The sequence below is a fragment of the Bosea sp. ANAM02 genome, assembly GCF_011764485.1.
Classification (GTDB): Bacteria; Pseudomonadota; Alphaproteobacteria; order Rhizobiales; family Beijerinckiaceae; genus Allobosea.
In genome coordinates, this window is record NZ_AP022848.1 from 4,557,047 (window position 1) to 4,575,126 (window position 18,080).

At 67.4% G+C, this 18,080-nt stretch carries 16 protein-coding genes; 5 read left to right on the forward strand and 11 right to left on the reverse strand.

The genetic code is table 11. The features are described from left to right. Positions 1-79: 79 nt before the first annotated feature. The 7 genes from OCUBac02_RS21750 to OCUBac02_RS21780 all read right to left on the reverse strand — a co-directional run bounded on the left by OCUBac02_RS21750 (position 80) and on the right by OCUBac02_RS21780 (position 8,076). On the reverse strand, positions 80-895 hold the full coding sequence (locus OCUBac02_RS21750) for an ABC transporter permease (RefSeq protein WP_173048624.1): 816 nt from the start codon (positions 893-895) through the stop codon (positions 80-82). A 1-nt stretch (position 896) separates the two neighbouring features. After that, entirely contained in the window at positions 897-1,811 is a 915-nt protein-coding gene (locus tag OCUBac02_RS21755) for an ABC transporter permease (RefSeq protein ID WP_244639014.1), read from the reverse strand. Continuing rightward, positions 1,808-2,947 (reverse strand): ABC transporter ATP-binding protein, encoded by a 1,140-nt coding sequence (locus tag OCUBac02_RS21760; RefSeq protein ID WP_173048626.1) that lies wholly within the window; start codon positions 2,945-2,947, stop codon positions 1,808-1,810. The genes OCUBac02_RS21755 and OCUBac02_RS21760 overlap by 4 nt, the downstream gene beginning before the upstream one ends. Then, positions 2,944-4,005, reverse strand: a complete 1,062-nt coding sequence (locus OCUBac02_RS21765) for an ABC transporter substrate-binding protein (protein WP_197933288.1) — start codon at positions 4,003-4,005, stop codon at positions 2,944-2,946. The genes OCUBac02_RS21760 and OCUBac02_RS21765 overlap by 4 nt, the downstream gene beginning before the upstream one ends. A gap of 155 nt (positions 4,006-4,160) precedes the next feature. Further along, positions 4,161-5,459: an NAD(P)/FAD-dependent oxidoreductase gene (locus OCUBac02_RS21770; protein ID WP_173048628.1), complete on the reverse strand. Its 1,299-nt coding sequence runs from the start codon at positions 5,457-5,459 to the stop codon at positions 4,161-4,163. 20 nt (positions 5,460-5,479) lie between these two features. Next, positions 5,480-6,973: an aldehyde dehydrogenase family protein gene (locus OCUBac02_RS21775; RefSeq protein ID WP_197933289.1), complete on the reverse strand. Its 1,494-nt coding sequence runs from the start codon at positions 6,971-6,973 to the stop codon at positions 5,480-5,482. After that, positions 6,970-8,076: a mandelate racemase/muconate lactonizing enzyme family protein gene (locus OCUBac02_RS21780; RefSeq protein ID WP_173048630.1), complete on the reverse strand. Its 1,107-nt coding sequence runs from the start codon at positions 8,074-8,076 to the stop codon at positions 6,970-6,972. The genes OCUBac02_RS21775 and OCUBac02_RS21780 overlap by 4 nt, the downstream gene beginning before the upstream one ends. A 134-nt stretch (positions 8,077-8,210) precedes the next feature. On the opposite strand from OCUBac02_RS21780, the gene pdxR reads away from it, so the two are divergent. The 5 genes from pdxR to OCUBac02_RS21805 all read left to right on the forward strand — a co-directional run bounded on the left by pdxR (position 8,211) and on the right by OCUBac02_RS21805 (position 15,439). After that, positions 8,211-9,752, forward strand: a complete 1,542-nt coding sequence (gene pdxR / locus OCUBac02_RS21785) for a MocR-like pyridoxine biosynthesis transcription factor PdxR (RefSeq protein ID WP_173048632.1) — start codon at positions 8,211-8,213, stop codon at positions 9,750-9,752. A gap of 32 nt (positions 9,753-9,784) precedes the next feature. Next, a complete protein-coding gene (locus OCUBac02_RS21790) occupies positions 9,785-11,395 on the forward strand; it encodes a GMC family oxidoreductase (RefSeq protein ID WP_173048634.1) in 1,611 nt (536 codons plus the stop codon). Positions 11,396-11,495: 100 nt separating this feature from the next. Further along, a complete protein-coding gene (locus OCUBac02_RS21795; protein WP_173048636.1) occupies positions 11,496-12,863 on the forward strand; it encodes a glutamine synthetase family protein in 1,368 nt (455 codons plus the stop codon). A 48-nt stretch (positions 12,864-12,911) separates the two neighbouring features. Then, positions 12,912-14,294 (forward strand): aldehyde dehydrogenase family protein, encoded by a 1,383-nt coding sequence (locus OCUBac02_RS21800; protein ID WP_173048637.1) that lies wholly within the window; start codon positions 12,912-12,914, stop codon positions 14,292-14,294. After that, positions 14,294-15,439, forward strand: coding sequence for an iron-containing alcohol dehydrogenase (locus tag OCUBac02_RS21805; RefSeq protein WP_047575291.1), 1,146 nt, complete (start codon positions 14,294-14,296; stop codon positions 15,437-15,439). Before OCUBac02_RS21800 ends, OCUBac02_RS21805 begins: the two co-directional genes overlap by 1 nt. 12 nt (positions 15,440-15,451) lie before the next feature. On the opposite strand, the gene OCUBac02_RS21810 is transcribed toward OCUBac02_RS21805, so the two are convergent. Genes OCUBac02_RS21810 through OCUBac02_RS21825 form a run of 4 tightly spaced genes read right to left on the reverse strand, consistent with a single transcriptional unit; the run spans position 15,452 to position 18,071 of the window. Then, entirely contained in the window at positions 15,452-16,096 is a 645-nt protein-coding gene (locus OCUBac02_RS21810; protein ID WP_173048638.1) for a CDP-alcohol phosphatidyltransferase family protein, read from the reverse strand. A gap of 3 nt (positions 16,097-16,099) precedes the next feature. Continuing rightward, entirely contained in the window at positions 16,100-16,489 is a 390-nt protein-coding gene (locus tag OCUBac02_RS21815; protein ID WP_173048639.1) for a hypothetical protein, read from the reverse strand. Next, the gene (locus OCUBac02_RS21820; RefSeq protein ID WP_047575283.1) at positions 16,486-17,436 is read right to left on the reverse strand and encodes a phosphatidate cytidylyltransferase; all 951 of its coding nucleotides are present in this window, start codon (positions 17,434-17,436) and stop codon (positions 16,486-16,488) included. Before OCUBac02_RS21820 ends, OCUBac02_RS21815 begins: the two co-directional genes overlap by 4 nt. After that, positions 17,433-18,071, reverse strand: a complete 639-nt coding sequence (locus OCUBac02_RS21825; protein WP_173048640.1) for a lysophospholipid acyltransferase family protein — start codon at positions 18,069-18,071, stop codon at positions 17,433-17,435. The genes OCUBac02_RS21820 and OCUBac02_RS21825 overlap by 4 nt, the downstream gene beginning before the upstream one ends. Positions 18,072-18,080: the final 9 nt, after the last annotated feature.

An 18,080-nucleotide genomic window follows, 5' to 3' on the forward strand; every position in this document is an offset into this window, starting at 1 on the left:
CGGCCGGAGCGAAGCGAAGAGCCGGGATGACGGCGCGGTTCCCCGTAAAATCAGTTGGCCGTGGCGTGTAGCGCGCTGCTCAGCTCTCGCTCTTCCCGAAGAGCTGCGACACCGCCAGCAGCAGCGACGTGATCACGATCATGAGCGTCGAGATCGCGGCGATGGTCGGATCGATCTGGTCGCGCAGCGCCAGGAACATCATGCGTGTCAGCGTCGCATTGTCGCCGCCGGAGACGAAGAGCGCGATCACGACCTCGTCGAAGGAGGTCAGGAAGGACAGGATCGCCGAGGTGACGAGGGCGAAGCCGATCTGCGGCGCCGTCACCTGTAGGAAGGCCTGGGTCCGCGTCGCGCCGAGGCTGCGCGCCACCCGCTCCTGGTCGAGATCGAAGCTCTTCAGGGCCGAACCGACGATCAACATGACGATCGGAACGGCCAGCATCGTATGCGCCAGCACGATGCCGACGAACGAGTTCACCATCTTGAGCTGCACATAGGCGTAGAACAGCGCGATGCCGACGAGGATGACCGGCACGATCGTCGGCGTCAGCAGGGCGAGGATCGCGAGCCCGGCGAAGCGCAGGCGCCCGGCATGCAGGCCGTAGGCCGCGAGCGTGCCCATCGGCGTCGCCAAGAGCGCCGTGCAGAAGCCCGCCTTGAAAGAGGTCGCGGTCGCAGCCATCCAGCTCGACGAGGAAAAATAGGCCTCGTACCAGCGCAGCGACCATTCCCGCGGCGGGAACTCCAGATATTGCGACTGGGAGAAGGACATCGGGATGACGATCAGCGTCGGGATCGCCAGGAAGGCCAGCACCAGCACGCCGAGCGCATAGAGCCAGAGCCGCGCGCCGTGGCTGATCTGGGTGTCGCTCGCGGGGCGATCGAGCCAGCCCATCTCAGTGCCCTGCCCCGAACAGGCCGGCGCCGCGCGACAAGCGCGCCGCCAGCACGAGCACGACCAGCGTGATCGCCAGCAGCACAACGCCGAGCGCGCTCGCCGCCCCCCAGTTGAAGAACAGTTCGATATCGTTGGCGATACGGTTCGAGACCATCGTCACCTTGCCGCCGCCGAGCATGGCCGGCGTCACGTAGAAGCCGAGGCAGAGCACGAAGACGAGCGCGGCCCCGGCCGCGAGCCCGGGCAGCGAGAGCGGGAAGAAAACGGTCCAGAAGCCGTGGACCGGCGTCGAGCCGAGGCTGGCGGCAGCGCGCAGCAGGTTGCGGTCGATCGCGCGCATCGCGCCGTAGAGCGGCAGCACCATGAAGGGCAGCATGATATGGACCATGCCGATCAGCGTGCCACCCATGTTGTGGACGAGCTGCAAGGGCTCGCTCCACAGGCCGAGCTTCATGCCCCAGGTGTTGATGAGCCCGCTGCGCTGGAGCAGCACGAGCCAGGCATAGGTGCGCACCAGCAGCGAGGTCCAGAACGGCAGCAGTACTGCGATCATGCAGAGATTGGCGGCCCGACGCGGCAGTTGCGACAGGAAATAGGCCAGGGGATAGCCGAGCAGGATGCAGATCAGCGTGGTGACGAAGCTGATCTCGAAGGTGGTGCGGAAGGTCCGGCCATAGGAGGGCTCGGCCAGCATGCGCCGGTAATGCTCGAGACTCAGCGCGCCGCTGTCGTCGAGGAAGGACAGGCCGAAGAGCCAGCCCAGCGGTACGAGCATGGTGACGGTGACGAGCAGGAGCGCCGGCACCGCGAGGCCAGCCAGCCCCATGCGCTCGCGCCACTGGTCGCGCCGCAGGCCCGAGGCATGGTCGTCGCCAGCCGTGCCGGCGGCATCGAAGGCGCTCGCGGCCGTCACGGCGCGCCTCGCGCCTCGTCGGGCAGCAGCACGGTATCGGAGACCGCGATTCCGATGCGGACGGGCGTACCCGGTGCAGGCGGCGGACCCTCGCCACCGCGCGTCGTCAGGCGCAATGCCACCGGGCTGCCGCCGTTCAAGACAGCCTGAAGGAGCAGCGTGTCGCCCTGATAGACCGCGCCGGTGACGCGGCCGTCGAAGCAGTTCATGTCCTCGCCCTCGCCCGGCCCGAGCAGATGCAGGCGCTCCGGCCGCAGCACCATCGTGCAATGCCCCTGCCGGGTCGGCAGGTTGCCGGCACGGATGATAGAACCCGCCGCGCGGGCGACACCATCGGCCACAGCGACGTCGAGGAAGGAGGATTCGCCGATGAACTCGGCGACGAAGCGGCTGCCGGGATCGTCATAGATCGCGCGCGGCGTGTCGATCCGGGCGATGCGGCCGCGATCGAGGATGGCGACGCGGTCCGACATGGTCAGCGCCTCGCGCTGGTCATGCGTGACATAGACGGTGGTCGTGCCGAGACGCTCATGGAGCTGGCGCAACTCGATCTGCATGCGTTCGCGCAACTGCTTGTCGAGCGCCGAAAGCGGCTCGTCCATCAGGATGATGCGCGGCTCGAAGACGATGGCGCGTGCGAGCGCGACGCGCTGGCGCTGGCCGCCGGAGAGCTGATCGATGCGGCGCCCGCCGAAGCCGCCGAGCTGGAACATCTCCAGGGCCGCCTCGACGCGGCGAGCCACCTCGGCCGCCGGCACGCGCCGCAGCCGCAGGGGAAAGCCGACATTGCGAGCGACATCCATATGCGGGAACAGCGCGTAATTCTGGAAGACCATGCCGATCTCGCGCTTGTGCGGCGCGAGGCGGACGACCTCGCGCTCGCCGAAGCGGATCGAGCCCTTGTCGGGCCGCAGGAAGCCGGCGATCGCCATCAAGAGCGTCGTCTTGCCCGAGCCGGAGGGACCGAGCAGGGTCAGGAATTCGCCCGGCCGGACGTCGAGATCGATCTCGTCCAGCACCGGCACAGCGCCATAGGCCTTGCTCAGCCGCCGGACCGCGATGCCTAGGGCCGTAGCGGAACCCGGCCCGGCAGCGGCCGCAGCGTGCGGCCGCTCGTGATCGCCGGCCTGCCTCATTCGGTCAGCATGTTCTGGTAGGCGGAGGAGGCCTGGGCTTCGAACTTGATGTACCAGGCGAGGTCGACCGGCAATTGCCTTGCGGCGTTGTCGGGATGGGACGGCAGGGTCTTGGCATAAGCCGCGTCGATCGCGCCGCCCTCATAGGCCTTCTTGTTGGTCGGGCCGTAGGTGATGCATTTCGTGAACTCGGCCTGGTATTGCGGCTTGCTGATCTCGGCGAGGAACTTCATCGCCAGATCCTTGTTCGGCGCGCCCTTGGCGATCGCGAAGCAATCATAGTCGAGCAGGCCCTGATTGAAGGTATAGGCGACCTTGGCGCCATCCTTGGCGGCGACGTCGAAGCGGCCGTTCCAGCCGGTGATCATGTCGACCTCGCCGTCCTTCATGAGCTGGGCATGCTGCGCGCCCGAGCTCCACCAGACCGCGATATGCGGCTTCAATTCGCGGATCTTCTTGATCGCTCGCTCGATGCCGCCGGGCTGGGAGAGGACCTCATAGACCTTGTTTGCCGGGACACCATCCGCCATCAGCGCCGGCTCGAGCGCGCCGGCTACCCCCTTGCGATAGGAGCGCTTGCCGGGGAACTTCTTGACGTCCCAGAAATCGGCCCAGCTCTGCGGCCCGTTCTGGCCGTAGGTCTTGGTGTTCCATGCCAGCACGGTCGAGAACACGTCGCCGCCGACGCAATAGTCCTGCGCCGCGCCGGGCAGGAAATTCGAGGTGTCGATGACCTTGTAGTCGAGCTTCTCGAGGATGCCCTCGGCGCCGGCGCGGGCGGCGCTGCCGGAGCCGCTGGCGACCACGTCCCAGGTCACGGCGCCAGCCTTCACCTTGAGGCGCAGGTCCGCGATGCTGGTATAGGTCTCCTCCTTGATCTTGATACCCAGCGCCTTGGCGGCGGGCTGGAAGAGCGCCTTGCTCTGGCCGTCCTGATAGGAGCCGCCGAAGGAGACGACGGTCAGTTCCTGCGCCCAGGCGGGCGCAGCGCTCAACAGGCCCAGGCCCATGACGAGGGCAAGGGCCGTTCTCGTCGGCATGATCGGCTGGCGCGGCATGTGTCTGTTCTCCCGTTTGAACGATGCGTTCCCCATGGACGGGCGCGCGGTTGACCGGTCAGCGGCGTCCGCACATCTCGCCTTATGCAGGGTCCGGCGAAATTGGTCTGGCCATAAGGTCCACTCTGAGAATTCGGGGCGACCAATCCGATGAGTTAGCGCGCCAACCGGTCGCGCCAGCTGTAGTAGAGGACGGACGGCGCAAGGAACCAGGGATTGCCGGAGTAGAAGGGTCGCGTCTGGAAGGGCAGGCCGTCGAAAGCGGTCTTGCCTTCCGCAAGGCCAAGCACCTGCTGACCCAGCCGCATGCCAAGATAGCTCGCCATGCCGACGCCGGAGCCGCAATAGCCCATGGCGTAATACATGCCGTCGTGACGGCCGATATGCATCAACTCGTCGAAGCTGTAGGCGACGAGGCCGCACCAGGAATGGCTGATCTTGCGGTTGGCCAGTTCCGGGAAAATCCGGCTCATCGCGGCATGGAGCAGCGGCCCGCTACGGCGCGGATCGGTCTCGCTCAGCGAGACGCGGCCACCGAACAGGATGCGGCGACGGTCCGGCGAGGCGCGGTAGTAATAGACCACCTTGCGGGTGTCGCTGACGATGCGGTTCTTCGGGATCAGCCTGTCGACCAGCGCCGGCTCCAGCGCCTCGGTCGCGATGACATAGCTGCCGATCGGGATGACGCGGCGGCGCAGCCAGCCGGTCAGAGGGCCGGTATAGCCGTTGGTGGCGATGACGACGTCGCGGGTGCGGATCGTGCCGCGCGGCGTCTGGACAAGGAAATCCTGCCCGATGCGCTCGATGCCGGTCGCCGGGCAATGCGGCACGAGTTCCGCGCCGGCCGCGACGACGCGCTGCAACAGGCCCTGATGGTAGCGGGCCGGATTGATCGAGGCATGGCTCTCGTAGACGACGCCGCCATGGTAGAGATCCGAGCCGATCTCCGTGCGCTGCTCGGCGCGCGGCACGACATGGCAGGCGACCTCCAGCCCCTTCGGCTGGGTGCCGACGCTGCGGGCCAGTTCCTCGTATCTGCCGGGCGCATGCGCCGCATGGAAGCGGCCGACGACGCCGAAATCGCAATCGATCTGCTCGTCGTGGACGAAATCGCCGATATAGCGAAGGGAGTTCCGGCCCTCCTGCATGATCGCGAAGGCGCGCTCCCGGCCATGGCGGCGGGCGAGTTCGTCGAAGCCTGGCTTCACGCTGGTCGATATCTGGCCGCCATTGCGTGTGCTGCAGCCGAAACCCGCCGCCTCGGCATCGAGGACGACCGTATGGCGCCCGCCGCGCGCCGTCTGGAGCGCGGCCTGCAGGCCGGTATAGCCGGAGCCGACGACGACCACCTCGGCCTGCCGTGGCGGCTCGCTGCGCGGCAGGTCAGGCCGGGGCACCGCGTCCCACCAATAGGGCGCGGCCTTGAAATCACTGGCGAACAGATCGCTCGACATCGTCTCAATCTTCCCCCGGATCAGATCCGCGCCACCACACTCTTGAGCTTGCAGTAGGAGCGCAAGCCCGCCATGCCCTTGGCGCGGCCAAAGCCGGATTTGCGGTTGCCGCCGAAGGGCATCGCGATGCCGCCGGCGAAGAACTCGTTGATATAGACCTGCCCCGCATCGACCGCCCGGGCGAAACGCCAGGCCTTGGCGTGATCGCGCGTATAGATGCCGGCGACCAGCGCATAGGACGTCGCGTTCGCAGCCGCGATGGCCGCCTCGAAATCGGCGACGACCTGCACCGTCAGCACCGGCCCGAAGATTTCCTCCTGAACCAGCGGATCGTCCGGGCCATCGGCCAGCACGATGGTCGGCCGATAGAACCAGCCTCCGCCGCACGCCTCGGGCGGTACGATCGCGCCACCCGCGAGAATGCGATTGCCGGCGGCGCGGGCGCGGTCGACATGGTCGGCGACGCGCGCGAGCTGCGCCGGCGAATTGATCGGCCCGATCCCGGCATCGCTCAGGCCATGGCCCGGCCGCAAGGCCTGCGCGGCGGCGACAAGGCGTTCGAGCAAGGGAGCGGCGATCGCCTCCTCGACGATCAGGCGCGAGCCCGCCGAGCAGATCTGCCCGGCATTCTCGAAGATCGCTTCCATGATTCCGGCCACGGCCGCGTCGCGGTCGCAATCGGCAAGCACGGCGAGGGGAGACTTGCCGCCGAGTTCAAGCACGAGCCGGGTGACATGCTCGGCCGCGGCCCGCATCACGCGTTGCCCGGTGGCGACCGAGCCGGTGAAGGTGATGTGGTCGATGCCCGGATGGGCGACGAGCGCCGCGCCGGCCTCGGCGCCGGTACCGGCAACGACGTTGAGCACGCCTGCGGGCAAGCCGGCTTCGTGCAGCAGTTCCGCCAGCATCAGCGTCGTGAAGGGCGTCTGCTCGGCCGGCTTGACGACGAGCGTGCAGCCGGCCGCGAGCGCCGGAGCGATGCCGCGCGCCGCCGTCGAGAGCGGGTAGTTCCAGGGCACGATCTGGGCGGCGACGCCGACCGGCTCCTCGATCGTCAGTCCGATATGGTCGGGGCCGAGCGGCATGCTGTCGCCATGCAGCTTGTCGGCCGCGCCGGCATAATAGGCGAAGGCCTTCACCACGCCGCCGACATCGCCCTCGGCTTCCATGAGCCGCTTGCCGGAATCGAGGGTCTCGACCACGGCGAAGCGGGCCCCGCGCTCGGCGATCAGGCGGCTCGCCCGCATCAGAATCTCGCCGCGCGCGGCCGGGCTCAGGCGCGTCCATGGGCCGGACAGGGCGGCGCGGGCGGCTGCGACCGCTCGTTCGATATCCTCACCATCACCGGCCGCGATGGTAGCAAAGGCCTTGCCCCGGCCGGGATCGAAGCTCTCCATCCGCCGCCCCGAGACGGATTCGACGAAGCGCCCGTCGATGAAATGCCCGCCTGGCAGGCCGGCGAGCGTTCCCGTCCGCAAGGCTTCGGCGACAAGTTCGGCACGGTTCAGGATCACGCGCCGATCTCCGTGACCTGATAGGCGGCCTTGTCGAGCCAGGACGGCTCGATCTCGACGCCCCAGCCTGGCCCGTCGGGTATCGCCACCATGCCGTCGCGCGCCTGCGGCGGGTTGCGCAGCAGGCCCTGCTCCCAGGGGTAGTAATCCGGTCCCTCGATCGAGAATTCGACATAGGGGCCGGCATTGGCGAGCGCGCCCATGATGTGCAGCGTGAAAACGGTCACCAGCGTCTGGTTGGCCGAATGCGGCGTCACCGGCAGGCCCGCTTCCTGCGCCCAGCGCGCGACTTTCAGCATCCGCCCGACGCCGCCGATATAGCAGACGTCCGGCTGTACGACGTCGACCACCCGGCCGTCGATCATCGCGCGCCAGACCGCAAGATCGCAGTCCTGCTCGCCGCCGGTGACGTCGAGGTCGAGCGCTTCCCGAACCTCGCGGGTCCAGGCATGCTCCCAATAGGGACAGGGCTCCTCGAAATGAACGATGCCGTGATCCTGCAACATCCTGCCGACCGCGATGGCCCTGGCCGGCGAATAGGCGCTGTTGCCGTCGACGAGCAGCGTCGCATCGGTGCCGAGCGCGCGCCTGACCTGCGGCACGATCGCCTCCGTCCGGCCCGGCCACTCGTCGATATCGCGGCCGCATTCGCGCCCGACCCGGAATTTGAAGGCGCGGTAGCCATGAGCGTCGCGCAGGCGTAGGAAGCGCTCGGCCTCGGCCTCCGGCGTGATCTCGCCGCGCTTCATGCTTGAGGCGTAGACGGGGAAGGGTCGTGGCGTGCCGCCGAGCAATTCGCAGACGCTCTTGCGCTCGATCCGGCCGCGCAGATCCCACAGGGCGGTGTCAAGCCCGGTCATGGCACGGCAGAGATAGGACCCGGGGAACTTGTGCTCGCGCTCGCCGACGGTCGCGATCAATTCGTCGATGTCGACGGCGTCCGCACCAACCGCCCAGCGCGCGACCTGCCGGTGGAAGACGGTCGCGGTGATGTCGGCATTATAGGGCGAGAACTGACCCCAGCCCTGGCTGCCATCCTCGCATGTGGCGCGGACGAAGCCGACATCCTGCGTCGAGAAGCTTTCGAGCCGGGTGATCTTCATCGCAGCCGCTATCCGTTCCGGGAGCGCCGCCCGGCGGGACCGCAGGCAGCTTCGGCGCAAGAAGGGGCTTGAATTGGCCTGATCCCAAGGTCCATTCTCACCAAATCGACAGTCCACTCTTGTCCCGGGACAGCATGGTCAAACGCGAGGAAGGCGCCCTGCTCCAGTCGATTGTGCTGGACCGCGCGGGCGAGCATGGGCTCAGCGTCCAAATCTGCGCCGGCCTGCGCGAATTGATCCTCGGCGGCACGCTCAAGGTCGGCGAGCGATTGCCGGCGACGCGGACGCTGGCGCAGGAATTCAGGGTCGCGCGCACCACCATCGTCGAGAGCTTCGAGCGGCTTGCGGCGGAAGGGCTGATCGAGACCCGCGTCGGATCAGGCACCTATGTCAGCCAGGCGCTGGCGAACGAACGGCCGACGCCGGCCGCCGCGGCCATCGCCGCACCGACCGCGCGGGTCAAGCTGGCGCTGGCGATGAACACGGCGTCAAAACTGTTCGGCACGCGCCTGCCCCATCAACCCCGCGCCTTCACCACCGCGATGCCGGCCTTCGACGCCTTCCCCATGGCGCAATGGGCGCGGCTTTCGGGCAAGAACTGGCGCAAGCCACGCCATCAGGTGCTCGGCTATCCAGATCCGCATGGCGAACGGGGCCTGCGGCAGGCCATCGCCGCTCATCTCAGGCTCAACCGCGGCATCGCCTGCGAATGGCAACAGGTCTTCGTCGTGGCGGGCGCGCAGCAGGCCTTCCAGCTCATCGCCGCGACGCTGCTCGACCCCGGCGACAAGGTCTGGTTCGAGGACCCCGGTGCGATCGGCGCGCGCAACAGCATGATCCAGTCCGGCGTCGACATCGTGCCGGTTCCGGTCGACGAGGCCGGGCTCGTCGTCGAGGAGGGCCTGCGCCGCGCGCCCGAGTTCCGGCTCGCCTTCGTGACACCGGCTCATCAGCAGCCGCTCGGCGCCAAGATGAGCCTGGAACGGCGCCTCGCCCTGCTGGAGGCGGCCGAGACCAGCGGCGCCTGGATCATCGAGGACGACTGGGACGGCGAGTTCTGCTTCCAGGGTGCGCCGATGGCGACGCTGACCAGCATCGATCGCAGCGGCCGGGTGATCTATGTCGGAACCTTCTCGAAGACGCTGTTCCCGTCGCTGCGCCTCGGCTTCATGGTCGCGCCGCCGCATCTCGTCGAGCAGATCGGCATCTGCCTCGAAGCCTTCTCGCCGGGCGTTCCGACGGCCCTGCAGGGCATCGTTGCCGATTTCATCGTCGAGGGGCATTTCGCGACGCATGTCCGCCGCATGCGCAAGCTCTATCAGGAACGCTATCAGGCACTGGAGGACGCAGCGCGGGAGCATCTGACGCCCGATCTGGAGGTCGTGCCGACCCAGACCGGCATGCACACCATCGCCTATCTCCGCGACGGGCTGGATGCCGTCGCGCTGACGCAGGCCGCGGCGAAACGCTGCGTGACGGTCGCGCCGATCAGCCGCTTCTGCCTCGAACCCGCCGCGCGGGACGGGCTCGTGCTGGGCTTCAGCGGCTTCACGCCGGCAGAGATCAAGGTGGGCGTGCTCGACCTGCGCCACGCCATCGACGACCTCATGGCGGCCGGCGAATGGACTGGCGCTTCGGTGGGAATGGCCCTTAGCGGGAAGCCCAATCCTTCCTAGGAATCGTGCCGGGCAGGCTGGACGAGAGCATCTTGACGGAATGGGACGTGATCATCGTCGGTGCGGGTTCGGCTGGCTGCGTGCTGGCCGGGCGGCTTGCTGAGGCTGGCCAAGGCTCGATCCTGGTGATCGAGGCCGGGCCGCGCGATCTCAGCCCCTGGGTCCATCTGCCGATCGGCTACGGCAAGACCTTCTACCACCGCCGCATGAACTGGATGTACCGGACCACGCCGCAGGCGGAGCTGAACGGGCGTGAGATCTACCAGCCGCGCGGCAAGGTTGTCGGCGGATCGAGCGCGATCAACGCCATGGTCTATGCCCGCGGCCAGGCGGAGGATTTCGACGAGTGGAAGCGGCTCGGCAATCCCGGCTGGGGCTGGGCCGAGGTGCTCGCCGCCTATAGGCGGATGGAGGACCACGCGCTGGGCGCCTCGATCTGGCACGGCGCCGGTGGGCCGCTCCATGTCGAGAACGTTGCGGGAGAAGTCCACCCCCTGACCCCGCTTTTCGTCAAGGCGGCCGGCGAAGCGGGCCTGCGCTTCAATCCGGACCTCAACGGCGCGACCAGCGAGGGCGCCGGCTTCTATCAGATCACCACGCGCGGCGGCCGGCGCGAGTCGGCGGCGCGCGCCTTTCTGCATCCGGCAAGGCGGCGCGGACACGTGAAGCTCGAAACCGACATGCAGGTCACGCGCGTCCTGTTCGACGGGCGACGCGCCATCGGCGTCGAGGCCAGGCGCGGCGGCGAGACCCTGCGTTTCGGTGCCCGCAGGGAGGTCGTCCTCTCCGGCGGCGCGTTCAACTCGCCGCAACTGCTGCAGCTTTCCGGCATCGGCCCGGCGGAACTGCTGAAGCAGCACGGCATCACGCCGCTGCTCGACCAGCCGGCGGTCGGCCGCAACCTGCAGGACCATCTCTGCTACGACCATGTCTATCGCTCGAAGCTGCCGAGCCTGAACGATGCGCTGCTGTCATGGCCGGCCCGCATCGGCATGGCCGCGAATTACCTGTTGCGGCAGCGCGGGCCGCTCTCGCTCAGCGTCAATCAGGGCGGCGGCTTCTACCGCACAAGGCCGGAGCTGACGCGTCCGGACATGCAGCTTTATTTCTCGCCGCTGAGCTATGAGCGCGCCGTACCGGGCGTGCGCGCCCTGATGAAGCCCGACCCGTTTCCGGGCTTCAGCCTCAGCGTTTCGCCCTGCCGCCCGCTCAGCCGCGGCCATGTCGCGATCCGCTCGCCCGATCCCAATGTCGCACCGGAGATTGCGCCGAACTATCTATCCGAGCCGGAGGATCTGCGCATCCTGCTGGAGGGCGCGCGCTTCCTGCACCGGCTCGCCGCGACGCCAACTCTCTCGGCCGTGATCGATGCCGCGATCCGGCCGGGGCCGGAAACCGCCGACGAGGAGGCCCATGTCGCCGCGATCCGCGCCAACGCCTATTCGGTCTTCCACCCCTGCGGGACCTGCCGGATGGGGCCCAATGCTGATGATGCCGTGGTCGATGCCCAATTGCGGGTGCACGGCATCGACAACTTGCGCATCGTCGATGCCTCGATCTTCCCGACCATTCCCTCGGGCAACATCAACGCACCGGCCATGATGGTTGGAGAGCGCGCCGCCGCCCTGATGGCAACCGGGTGAAGCGGAACCCTGCCGAATATTCAGGCCGGGGGATGCGAGCCGGCTATTCCGCCGGGGGCATTACCGTGTGAAGATCGCGCATCGGAGATGGATGACCGGCATGACGCAAGCCTACACGCTCGACGCTCTGAAGCAGGATGTCACCGACGGCCGCATCGATACGGTGCTCGCCTGTCTCGTCGACATGCAGGGGCGCCTGATGGGCAAGCGCTTTCACGCCGCCTTCTTCCTCGAAAGCGGGCATCACGAGACGCATAGCTGCAACTACCTGCTCGCCACGGACATGGAGATGGAAACCGTAGCCGGCTATACGGCGACGAGCTGGGCCGCAGGCTATGGCGACTATACGATGAAGCCGGACCTCTCGACCTTGTGCCGCGTGCCCTGGCTCGAAGGCACCGCGCTCGTACTCTGCGACGTGCTCGACCATCACGGCCACGAGATCGCGCATTCGCCCCGCGCGGTGCTGAAGAAGCAGGTCAAGCGGCTCGAGGCGATGGGCCTCAAGGCCTATATGGCGACCGAGCTCGAATTCTTCCTGTTCGACCAGAGCTACGAGAATGCCTGCGCCAGCGGCTATCGCGACCTCAAGACCGCGAGCAGCTACAACGAGGACTACCACATCTTCCAGACGACCAAGGAAGAGGCGGTGATGCGAGCGATCCGCAACGGTTTGCAGAGCGCCGGCATTCCGGTCGAGAACTCCAAGGGCGAGGCTTCGGCCGGGCAGGAGGAGATCAATGTCCGCTATGCCGACGCGCTGACGATGGCGGACCGGCACGCGATCATCAAGAACGCCTGCAAGGAGATCGCCTGGGCGCAGGGCAAGTCGATCACCTTCCTCGCCAAGTGGAGCAACGCGCATGCCGGCTCCTCCTCGCATATCCACCAGTCACTCTGGAGCGCCGACGGCAAGACGCCGCATTTCCTCGACGCGCAGGCGCCGCACGGCATGTCGCCGCTGATGCGGAATTACGTCGCGGGACTGCTGGCGCACGCCTCGGACATCACCGGCTTCCTCGCGCCCTATATCAACTCCTATAAGCGCTTCGTCGCCGGCACCTTCGCGCCGACCAAGGCGGTCTGGAGCGCCGACAACCGCACGGCCGGCTACCGGCTCTGCGGCGCCGGCACCAAGGGCATCCGCATCGAGTGCCGGGTCGGTGGCTCCGACCTCAACCCCTATCTCGCCATGGCGGCGCTGCTCGCCGCCGGGATCGACGGCATCGAGAAGAAGATGGAGCTGGAAGAGGCCTTCGTCGGCGATGCCTATGGCGACCGGGATGTCCGCGAAATCCCCAAGACCCTGCGTGATGCGACCGTCGCGCTGAAGGGCTCGGCGATGCTGCGCGAGGCCTTCGGCGACGGCGTGATCGACCACTATGTCCGCGCCGCCGAATGGGAGCAGGAGGAATACGACCGCCGGATCACCGATTGGGAAGTGAAGCGCGGTTTCGAGCGCGCCTGACCAATCCTCCCTCCTGCAGCAAAGCCTTCAGCCAGACGGATAGTAACGATGACGATGATCCGATGCGTGTCGCCGGTGGACGGCTCGGTCTATGCCGAGCGGCCGGCCTTGAGCCTCGACGAGGCCAAGGCCGTGGTCACCCATGCCCGCAGGGCGCAGAAGGCCTGGGCGAAGCGCCCGCTCGACGAGCGCATCGCATTGGTGCTCAAGGGCGTCGCGCGGCTCAACGAGATGGGCGACGAGGTGGTAACCGAGCTCGCCTGGCAGATGGGCCGGCCGGTGAAGTATGGTGGCGAGTTCAAGGGCTTCAACGAGCGCTCGAACTACATGGCTTCGATCGCCGGCGAGGCGCTGGCGCCTCTCGTCATCGAGGATAGCGCCGCGTTCAAACGTTCCATCGCGCGCGAGCCGCATGGCGTCGTCTTCGTGATCGCGCCTTGGAACTACCCTTACATGACCGCGATCAACTCGGTGGCGCCGGCGCTGATCGCCGGCAACGCTGTCGTCCTCAAGCATGCCAGCCAGACATTGCTCACCGGCGAGCGCTTGGCGCGGGCTTTCCATGAGGCCGGCGTGCCGGAAGAGGTCTTTGCGAACGTCTTCCTCGACCACGAGACCTCGTCGCGCCTGATCGCCGAGAAGCAGTTCGACTTCATCAACTTCACCGGCTCCGTCGCGGGCGGGCAGGCGATCGAGCGCGCGGCGGCGGGGACCTTCACCGGGATCGGGCTGGAGCTCGGCGGCAAGGACCCCGGCTATGTCATGGAGGACGCCGATCTCGACAAGGCGGTCGACACGCTGATGGACGGCGCGACCTTCAATTCCGGGCAGTGCTGCTGCGGCATCGAGCGCATCTATGTGCATGCGAGCCTCTACGACGCCTTCGTCGAGAAATCGGTCGCCTGGGTCTCGAATTACCGCCTCGGCAACCCGCTCGATCGAGAGACCTCGCTCGGCCCGATGGCCCACAAGCGCTTCGCGCAGGTGGTGCGCGAGCAGATCGCGGAGGCGACCGCGAAGGGCGCACGAGCGCTGGTCGATCCCAAGCTGTTCCCGCAGGACGATGGCGGCGCCTATCTCGCGCCGCAGGTCCTGGTCGATGTCGACCATTCCATGACGATCATGCGCGAGGAGACCTTCGGACCGGCGGTCGGCATCATGAAGGTGCGCGACGATGCCGAAGCTGTCGCACTGATGAACGACTCGAAATACGGCCTTACCGTCTCGCTCTGGACCGGCGATGCCGAGCGCGCAGCCCGGCTCGGCCAGGAGCTGGAAACCGGCACCGTCTTCATGAACCGCGCCGATTATCTCGACCCGGCCCTGTGCTGGACCGGCGTCAAGGAGACCGGGCGCGGCGGCTCGCTCTCGGTCATCGGCTTCCACAACCTCACCCGTCCGAAATCCTACCATCTGAAGAGAGCTGGCTGATGCCGATCACCGCGAACTGGAGCTATCCGACCGCCGTCAAGCTGGGTGCGGGGCGGATCAGGGAACTGGCCGACCACTGCAAGGCGCTCGGCATGAAGCGGCCGCTGCTGGTCACCGATCGCGGGCTGGCGAGCATGGCGATCACCGCCAACGCGCTCGACATCCTCGAGGCCGGCGGGCTCGGCCGGGCGATCTTCGCCGATGTCGACCCGAACCCGAACGAACGCAATCTCGATGCCGGCGTCCGAGCCTTCAAGGCGGGCGGGCATGACGGCGTCGTCGCCTTCGGCGGCGGCTCCGGTCTCGACCTCGGCAAATGCGTGGCCTTCATGGCCGGCCAGACCCGGCCCGTCTGGGATTTCGCGGATATCGGCGACTGGTGGACGCGCGCCTCGATCGAGGGCATAGCGCCGATCGTCGCGGTGCCGACCACGGCGGGAACCGGCTCCGAGGTCGGGCGCGCCTCGGTCATCACCAATTCGCAGACCCAGACCAAGAAGATCATCTTCCACCCGAAATTCCTGCCGGGCGTGACGATCTGCGACCCCGAGCTGACCGTCGGCATGCCCAGGGCGATCACGGCGGGCACCGGAATGGACGCCTTCGCGCATTGCCTGGAAGCCTACTCCTCGCCCTTCTTCCACCCGATGAGCCAGGGCATCGCGCTGGAAGGCATGCGACTGGTGAAGACCTACCTGCCGCGCGCCTATGCCGATGGCGGGGATATCGAGGCCCGCACGCAGATGATGGCGGCCGCCGCGATGGGCGCCGTCGCCTTCCAGAAGGGGCTGGGCGCGATCCATTCGCTCTCCCATCCGGTCGGCGCGGTCTACCACACCCATCATGGCACCACGAATGCGGTCGTGATGCCGCCGGTGCTGCGCTTCAACCGCCCGGCGATCGAGGAGAAGATCGCGGCTGCCGCCGCCTATCTCGGCATCGCCGGGGGCTTCGACGGCTTCTACGATTTCGTGCTGAAGCTGCGCTCCGATCTCGGCATTCCCGACAAGCTCGGCGCGCTCGGCGTCGGAACCGACCGGATCGACGAACTGGCGGAGGCCGCCGTGGAAGACCCCTCGACCGGCGGCAACCCGGTGGAACTCACGGTCGACGCGGCGCGCAAGCTGCTGATCGAGTCGATCTGAGATCGGTGGGTATTATGAACCGGCGCGCAGCTTGCGGACGATGTTCGCGGCGCGCCGGATCGCGGTGATTGCGGCGCCGACAGCGATGAGCCAGAGCGCGCCGACGAGAACCTGGTTGTGGCCACTCCAGAGCGGCTCCGCCAATGATAGCACGGCAGCCGCCGTGATCACCGCCATGCGGTGCTGCTTGGCCATCGGCCCGGAGAAATCGGCGGGCAGACCGCAATTGCGACCGAGCTCGCGGGTATAGGCGGTCAGCACCGCGAAAGCCGCCGCTGCCCAGCCCAGCGCCGGCTGCCCCACGCCATAGCCGGCACCGACGAGGATCAGGATATCGGCGACGCGGTCGGGGAATTCGTTCCAGAACGGCCCGTCTGGCGCCTGCTTGCCGCCCTCGATCGCGACCATCCCGTCGAACAGATTGCAGAGCAATCGGAACTGGCAGAACAGCGCGGCAACGAACAGCAAGGCAACGCGAGAACCGCCCGTGGTCGCGCCCGCCTGCCAGAAGGCGATGCCGGCGACGGCCGCCATCGCCATGCTCGCCTTGGAGATCTGGTTCGGCGTCACGGAAGCCGCGCACAGCTTGCGGGCGATCGTGCGGGCCCAGCCGGAATCGCGGCTGGCGAGCGGGCGGCGGTTCTCGTCATGCGCCATGGGTCAGGCCTTCCGGATGCGCCAGAGCGAATAGTTGTAGAGCGCGGCGTAGCTCGTCGCGACGGTGAGCGGCACGGCGATGGTCTTGGCGATCTCGGGCGTGCCGCCGATCGTGTGGAGAAGCGTCAGCAGCGTCGCCGAGACAAGGCCGGCGATCGCGGGCGGCGCGAGCAAGGCTGTGAGGCCCGAGAAGCGGCTGGCGAGATACTCAATGCAGCGCTTGAGGACCAGCGTGATCGTGGCCGAGATCGCGCCCTGCAGCAGTCCGGCCTGGAGCGGCGCCGGCATCGGATGGGCGCGGTTGGCGAAGACCGCCCAGCTTCCCATCGCGAGGAAGGCGAAGCCGACATGGACGATGCTGCTCCGCATCAGGCGCGCGAGCGGTCTGCTCATACGGCCGACCAGCCGTAGCGGACGAGATGGAAGAAGATCGGCGCCGAGAATACGACCGAGTCGAGCCGGTCGATGAAGCCGCCATGGCCGGCGATCAGGTTGCCCCAGTCCTTGACACCGCGATCGCGCTTGATCGCCGACATGACGAGCCCGCCGAAGAAGCCCATCAGGACGATGACCAGCGCGAGAAAAGCGGCTTGCAGGGGTGTGAACGGCGTCATCCAGGACAGACCTGCGCCGACGGCGGTGGCGCTCAATGCACCGCCGACGAAGCCTTCGACCGTCTTCGAGGGCGATAGCTTCGGCGCGATCTTGGTGCGGCCGAGAAGCTTGCCCCAGACATATTGCAGGACGTCGCTGATCTGCACGACGATGACAAGGAAGGCGATCAGCAGGACGTTGCGACCCTCATAGCCGGCGATATCGAGGCTGAGCAGCGCCGGCACATGCGAGGTCGCGAAGACGCAGATCATCAGCGCCCATTGCACTTCCGCGATGCGGATCAGGAAATGGTCGGTATCGCCGCGCGTCGCCGCGATGATCGGCATCAGCAGGAAGGCGTAGACCGGGATGAAGATCGAATAGAGCCCATACCACTCGATCCAGATCAGGTAATACTGCACCGGCAGCACGACGAAGAAGGCAGCGGCCAGCGCCCAGTGATCGGCCCGGCGCGTATCGGTCAGCGTGATGAACTCGCGCAGCGCCGCGAAGGAACAGAAGCCGAAGAGCAGGGTGACGCCGGTCTTGCCGCCGATGAGGGCAAGCCCCATCAGCACGACCATGACCCACCAGGCCCGGATGCGGTCGTTCAGGTTCTCGACCACGGCGTTCGAGCCGTCGGGCGAGAGCTTGCGCTGCAGCACGAAGCCGATGGCCGAGGCGAGGACGAGGACGCCGAGGATGCCGGCGAGCACGGCCACCAGATCGGGATGCGGCATCGTCATGACGCGTTCGCCTTCGGGGACAGGGCGAGCAAGGCGGCCTCGGCCCTCGCCAGGAAATCCGGCTTCGCCTCGCCATCGGCAAGACGCAGCGGTGCGCCGAAGGTGACGGTGCAGATCAGTGGGATCGGCACGAATTCGCCCTTGGGCATGACGCGGTTGAGATTGTCGATCCAGGTCGGCACGAGGGCCACGTCCGGCCGCGCCTGCGCCAGATGGAACAGGCCGCTCTTGAACGGCAGCAGCCGTGTCTCGGTCATGTTGCGCGTGCCCTCGGGGAACACGATCAGCGAGGAGCCGGCATCGAGCGCCTCGGTCATCTGGGTGACCGGGTCGCTGGTGCGGCTGTCGCGATCGCGGTCGATCAGGACGGCGTCGAAGACGTCGCGGCCGATGAAGCGGCGCGGCCCGCTCTTCAGCCAGTAATCGCTGCCGGCGACGGGGCGGGTCGAAAAGCGCATGCGCCGCGGCAGCACGGTCCAGATCAGGACGAAATCGCCATGGCTGGCATGGTTGGCGAAGTAGATGCGCTGCTCGTCCGTGGGCTCGACGCCCGCCCAGCGGCCGCGGACGGCCGTGACGAAGCGGGCGAGGAAGAGGATCAGCGCGCCCGCCAGACCTGCCGCTACCCTACGCATGCCCCGTTC

What these genes read in the sequence shown, in the direction of transcription:
- OCUBac02_RS21805 (WP_047575291.1), top strand. Translation starts at nt 14,294, where the DNA reads ATGCCGATCACCGCGAACTGGAGCTATCCGACCGCCGTCAAGCTGGGT.
- OCUBac02_RS21820 (WP_047575283.1), bottom strand. Translation starts at nt 17,436, where the DNA reads ATGACGATGCCGCATCCCGATCTGGTGGCCGTGCTCGCCGGCATCCTC.
- OCUBac02_RS21765 (WP_197933288.1), bottom strand. Translation starts at nt 4,005, where the DNA reads ATGCCGCGCCAGCCGATCATGCCGACGAGAACGGCCCTTGCCCTCGTC.
- OCUBac02_RS21795 (WP_173048636.1), top strand. Translation starts at nt 11,496, where the DNA reads ATGACGCAAGCCTACACGCTCGACGCTCTGAAGCAGGATGTCACCGAC.
- OCUBac02_RS21770 (WP_173048628.1), bottom strand. Translation starts at nt 5,459, where the DNA reads ATGTCGAGCGATCTGTTCGCCAGTGATTTCAAGGCCGCGCCCTATTGG.
- OCUBac02_RS21760 (WP_173048626.1), bottom strand. Translation starts at nt 2,947, where the DNA reads ATGAGGCAGGCCGGCGATCACGAGCGGCCGCACGCTGCGGCCGCTGCC.
- OCUBac02_RS21810 (WP_173048638.1), bottom strand. Translation starts at nt 16,096, where the DNA reads ATGGCGCATGACGAGAACCGCCGCCCGCTCGCCAGCCGCGATTCCGGC.
- OCUBac02_RS21750 (WP_173048624.1), bottom strand. Translation starts at nt 895, where the DNA reads ATGGGCTGGCTCGATCGCCCCGCGAGCGACACCCAGATCAGCCACGGC.
- OCUBac02_RS21815 (WP_173048639.1), bottom strand. Translation starts at nt 16,489, where the DNA reads ATGAGCAGACCGCTCGCGCGCCTGATGCGGAGCAGCATCGTCCATGTC.
- OCUBac02_RS21800 (WP_173048637.1), top strand. Translation starts at nt 12,912, where the DNA reads ATGACGATGATCCGATGCGTGTCGCCGGTGGACGGCTCGGTCTATGCC.
- OCUBac02_RS21825 (WP_173048640.1), bottom strand. Translation starts at nt 18,071, where the DNA reads ATGCGTAGGGTAGCGGCAGGTCTGGCGGGCGCGCTGATCCTCTTCCTC.
- pdxR (WP_173048632.1), top strand. Translation starts at nt 8,211, where the DNA reads ATGGTCAAACGCGAGGAAGGCGCCCTGCTCCAGTCGATTGTGCTGGAC.
- OCUBac02_RS21780 (WP_173048630.1), bottom strand. Translation starts at nt 8,076, where the DNA reads ATGAAGATCACCCGGCTCGAAAGCTTCTCGACGCAGGATGTCGGCTTC.